Source organism: Kitasatospora sp. NPDC093806 (genome assembly GCF_040683335.1).
Lineage (GTDB): Bacteria > Actinomycetota > Actinomycetes > Streptomycetales > Streptomycetaceae > Kitasatospora.
This window is the reverse complement of record NZ_JBFBDO010000222.1, coordinates 1-4,334: the sequence shown is the minus strand read 5'-3', so window position 1 is coordinate 4,334 and position 4,334 is coordinate 1. Positions and strand designations below refer to the sequence as shown.

At 73.5% G+C, this 4,334-nt stretch carries 5 protein-coding genes; 2 read left to right on the top strand and 3 right to left on the bottom strand.

The window, feature by feature from the left end; all coding sequences use genetic code 11:
* Positions 1–289 precede the first annotated feature (289 nt).
* Together AB0N76_RS39340 and AB0N76_RS39335 are read right to left on the bottom strand one after the other, a co-directional pair.
* Positions 290–1,120 carry an aldo/keto reductase gene (locus AB0N76_RS39340; RefSeq protein WP_363565662.1) on the bottom strand — a complete coding sequence of 277 codons (831 nt, stop codon included), beginning with the start codon at positions 1,118–1,120 and terminating at the stop codon, positions 290–292.
* Positions 1,121–1,178: 58 nt separating this feature from the next.
* Positions 1,179–2,378, bottom strand: a complete 1,200-nt coding sequence (locus tag AB0N76_RS39335; protein ID WP_363565661.1) for an MFS transporter — start codon at positions 2,376–2,378, stop codon at positions 1,179–1,181.
* A gap of 131 nt (positions 2,379–2,509) precedes the next feature.
* Between AB0N76_RS39335 and AB0N76_RS39330 the strand changes: the two genes are divergently transcribed.
* Entirely contained in the window at positions 2,510–2,995 is a 486-nt protein-coding gene (locus tag AB0N76_RS39330; RefSeq protein WP_363565660.1) for a MarR family transcriptional regulator, read from the top strand.
* A 110-nt stretch (positions 2,996–3,105) separates the two neighbouring features.
* On the opposite strand, the gene AB0N76_RS39325 is transcribed toward AB0N76_RS39330, so the two are convergent.
* Positions 3,106–3,525: a helix-turn-helix domain-containing protein gene (locus AB0N76_RS39325; RefSeq protein WP_363565659.1), complete on the bottom strand. Its 420-nt coding sequence runs from the start codon at positions 3,523–3,525 to the stop codon at positions 3,106–3,108.
* A 136-nt stretch (positions 3,526–3,661) separates the two neighbouring features.
* On the opposite strand from AB0N76_RS39325, the gene AB0N76_RS39320 reads away from it, so the two are divergent.
* Positions 3,662–4,334: NADP-dependent oxidoreductase (locus AB0N76_RS39320; RefSeq protein WP_363565658.1), on the top strand; the 673-nt coding region annotated here is incomplete at its 3' end.

Genomic DNA, 4,334 nt, shown 5'->3' with positions numbered 1-4,334 from the left:
GTCGGGGATCGCGCGGAACATGTTGCCGAGCGGGGCGGTGCCGAAGCCGAGCTTGCCGGGGAGGAGTTCCTTGAGGGACATGGTGGTGCCTTTTCCGAACGGGGGGTGCGGGGGAACGCAAGGGCGAGCAATAAATGCAGGCGCGCTTTGCATGCTTTAACAATAGTTGCAGACGCTGGCTAATGCAAGCCTCGGAGGGCGCGCATGCACGGCGGAACGGGCGAAGCCCGCTGCGGACCGGCCGGGAGGGGCCGGACCACAGCGGGCTTCCGGGGGTGTGCGGGGTCGGTCAGTTGAACTCGTCCGGGTGCGGGCCGGTGCGCAGGCCGCGGTCGGTGGCGCCGATGGCGGCCATGTCCTCCTCGGTCAGCCGGAAGTCGAAGACGTCCAGGTTCTGGCGGATGCGCGCCGGGGTGACGGACTTCGGGATGACGATGTTGCCGAGCTGGAGGTGCCAGCGCAGCACCACCTGGGCGGCGGACTTTCCGGTGCGGGCGGCGATCGCGGTGATCACCGGGTCGTCCAGGACGGCGCCCTGGGCGAGCGGGCTCCACGCCTCGGTGGCGATGCCGTGCTCGGCGTGGAAGGCGCGCAGCTCGGCCTGCTGGAGGCCGGGGTGCAGCTCGACCTGGTTCACGGCCGGTACCAGCGAGCCGCTGTCCAGCAGGCGTCGGAGGTGGGCGGGCTGGAAGTTGGAGACGCCCGCGGCGCGGATCCGGCCCTCGGCGGCGAGGCGCTCGACGGCGCGCCAGGAGTCCGGGTAGAGGTCGTGGGCCGGGGTGGGCCAGTGGATCAGGTAGAGGTCGATCCGCTCCAGACCGAGCTTGGCGAGGCTGGCGTCGAAGGCGCGCAGCGTGGCGTCGTAGCCCTGGTCGGCGTTCCACAGCTTGGTGGTGACGAACAGCTCCTCGCGCGGCAGGCCGGAGGCGGCCAGGGCCCGGCCGACGCCGGTCTCGTTGCCGTAGATCGCGGCGGTGTCGATGCTGCGGTAGCCGGCCTCCAGGGCGGAGGTGACGGCGGCGGTGGTCTCGTCGTCGGGGACCTGGAAGACGCCGAAGCCGAGCTGGGGGATCTCGACGCCGTTGTTGAGCTTCACGGTGGGGATGCCGGGGTTGTTCATGGTGCGCGCTTCTCCTGGAAGGGACGGGGGGAACAGGGAGGGGGGAACGGGGGGTCGGTCAGTGGTGGACGGCGACGGGGGTGGGAGCGGCGACGAGGGCGCTCGCCCCCGCGGGGGTGCGGCGTTCCAGGGCGGCGGACCAGACGGCCAGCAGGAGCGCGGCGCCGGCGAGCAGCGCGCCGACCCAGTTCGGGGCGGTGTAGCCGAGGCCGGCCGCGATCACCTGGCCGCCGAGCCAGGCGGCGAGGGCGTTGCCGAGGTTGAAGGCGCCGATGTTGACGGCGGAGGCCAGGGTGGGCGCGCCGTGCGCCTGGTCCAGGACCCGCTTCTGCAGCGGTGGGACGGTGGCGAAGCCGAGCGCCCCGACGAGCAGGATGGAGACCGCGGCGAGGATCTTGTTGTGCGCGGTGAGGGTGAACAGGGCCAGCACGACGGCGAGTCCGCCGAGGGAGGCGTAGAGCATCGGCATCAGCTTGCGGTCGGCGAACCTGCCGCCGAGCAGGTTGCCGAGGAACATCCCGACGCCGAACAGCACCAGCAGCCAGGTGACGGCGCCGTCCGAGTACCCGGCGACCTGGGTCATCATCGGGGCGATGTAGGTGATCGCCGCGAAGACCCCGCCGAAGCCGAGGACGGTCATCGCCATGGCGAGCAGGACCTGGGGGTTGCGGAACGCCGTGAGCTCGCGGCGCAGGTGGGCGCCCTCGGGGCGGGGCATGGCGGGGACCAGCCTGGCGATCCCGAGCAGGCCGACCACGCCGAGCGCGGCGACGACGGCGAAGGTGACGCGCCAGCCGACGGCCTGGCCGATGAAGGTGCCCAGCGGCACGCCGACGATGTTGGCGACGGTGAGGCCGGTGAACATCGTGGCGATGGCACCGGCCTTCCGGTCGGGGGCCACGAGGTCGGCGGCGACCACCGAGCCGATGCCGAAGAAGGCGCCGTGGGCGAGGGAGGCCACGATGCGGCCGGCGAGCATCACGCCCATGCTCGGCGCCGCGGCGGAGAGCAGGTTGCCCACCACGAACAGGCCCATCAGGACCATGAGCATCGTCTTGCGGCCGATCCGGGTGCCGAGCACCGTCATCAGCGGGGCGCCGATGACGACGCCGATCGCGTACCCGGTGACCAGGAGTCCGGCGGAGGGGATGGACACCCCGTAGTCGCCGGCGATCTCGGGCAGCAGGCCCATGACCACGAACTCGGTCGTGCCGATCCCGAAGGCCCCGATCGCCAGGGCCAGGAGCGCGAGTGGCATGGTGCCCTCCATACGATTGCTGTTGCGCCTTACGTGCTCCGACAATAGTTGCAGGCGCTGGCAATGTGCAAATGCGGGCATTTGCTCATCGCTTATCCTGGAGGACGTCACACCCGTAAGGAGCCGCCCCCATGACCGCCACGGACCCCGCGCTGACCGCCCTCGCCAACGGCTGGGCCGCCCTCTACCTGCTGGCCGGCCGGATCGAGGCGCAGATCGAGCGCGCCCTCCAGGCCGGACACGACCTGAGCGTGCGCGAGTACTCACTGCTCGACGTGCTCAGCCGCCAGCACGACGGCGAGGGCGGCCACCTGCAGATGAAGCAGGTCGCCGACGCGGTGGTGCTCAGCCAGAGCGCCACCACCCGCCTCGTCACCCGGCTGGAGGACCGCGGCCTGCTCTCGCGCTACCTCTGCGCGACCGACCGCCGCGGCATCTACACCGACGTGACCGGGCCCGGCCTGGAGCTCCTGGAGGCGGCCCGGCCGACCAACGAGGCCGCCCTCCGGGAGGCGCTGGACGAGGCCGCCCGGAACCCCGAGCTGGCGCCGCTGGTCGCCACCGTCGAGGAGATGAACAGGTCGCGACGACTCCCGGAGCCCGCCGCCACCACCTGAGCACCGGGCACCGGGCACCGAGCACGACGAAGCCCCGGGACCTCGCCAAGGCGGGCCCCGGGGCTTCGTGCCGACCACGCCCGGACCGGGGGCGGGACCACCGCGTCCCCTCAGGCCGGACCGTCGGCCACGCCGTCGACCGCGTCCCAGGCCTCGCGGTGGGCGAGCACCTCGGGCATGTTCTGCTCGGCCCAGCCCTTGATCGCCGTCAGCAGCGGGAGCAGCCCGGTGCCGAGCGGGGTGAGCGCGTAGTCCACCCGGACCGGCACGGACGGGGTGACCGTGCGGGTGAGCAGGCCGTCGCGCTCCAGGGCCCGCAGGGTCTGGGTGAGCATCTTCTCGCTGACCCCGGCGAGCCGGCGGCGCAGCTCGCTGTACCGCCGCGGGCCGTCGGCCAGGGCGTTGACGATCAGGCTGACCCACTTGTCGCCGATCCGGTCCAGCAGCTGGCGGGCCGGGCACTCGGCGAGGTAGGCGTCGAAGCCGGCCCGCTCGGCCTCGCGGCGCTGGGCGGCGGTCGTGGTCGCCATGGGCTCTCCTCCCCGTGCGGTACGCACTTCCGGGTGCGTACTTCCTGACGGAGAGCAACTCTCCCTAGGTTGGGCGGTGTTGGCAAGCCCCGCCGGACGCACCCGGGGGGCGGAGCCCGCCGAGAGGAGTCGTGTGATGCGTGCCGTCGTCGTCCGTCGGTTCGGTGGCCCGGAGGCCCTGGAACTGATCGAGGTGCCCGTCCCCGAGCCCGGCCCGGGCCAGGTGCGGATCCGGGTGGAGGCCGCCGCGGTCAACCCGGTGGACGCGGTGACCCGCGCCGGGGTGCTCACCGGGGCCGGTCTGCTGGCCCCGCGCGAGAGCGTGGGCCTCGGCTGGGACGCGGCCGGCACGGTGGACCGGGTCGGGCCCGGGGTGACCGGCTTCGCGGCCGGCGACCGGGTGATCGGGCTCCGCGACCGGCTGGACGTGCCGCTCGGCGCCTACGCCGAGCACCTGGTGCTGGACGCCGCCGCGCTCGCCCCCGCCCCGGCGGGCGTGCCGCTGGACCGGGCGGCCACCCTGCCGCTCAACGGGCTGACGGCGCTCCAGGCGCTGGACCTGCTCGGCCTGCCGGCCGGTTCGACCCTGCTGGTCACCGGCGCGGCGGGCGGGGTGGGCGACCTCGCGGTGCAACTCGCGGTGCTGCGCGGGCTGAAGGTGGTGGCGGTGGCCGGCCCGGAGGACGCCGCGCGGGCCGAGAAGTCGGGCGCGACGTGGTTCGTGCCGCGCGACGCGGCCGACCTGGCCGCCGAGGTCCGCGCGCTGGTGCCCAGCGCGAACTCGACCGAGCCGTCGGCGGCCAGCAGCA

Excerpts from the sequence above, each read along its gene's own strand:
- AB0N76_RS39340 (WP_363565662.1), bottom strand. The coding sequence starts at position 1,120 with ATGAACAACCCCGGCATCCCCACCGTGAAGCTCAACAACGGCGTCGAG.
- AB0N76_RS39335 (WP_363565661.1), bottom strand. The coding sequence starts at position 2,378 with ATGCCACTCGCGCTCCTGGCCCTGGCGATCGGGGCCTTCGGGATCGGC.
- AB0N76_RS39330 (WP_363565660.1), top strand. The coding sequence starts at position 2,510 with ATGACCGCCACGGACCCCGCGCTGACCGCCCTCGCCAACGGCTGGGCC.
- AB0N76_RS39325 (WP_363565659.1), bottom strand. The coding sequence starts at position 3,525 with ATGGCGACCACGACCGCCGCCCAGCGCCGCGAGGCCGAGCGGGCCGGC.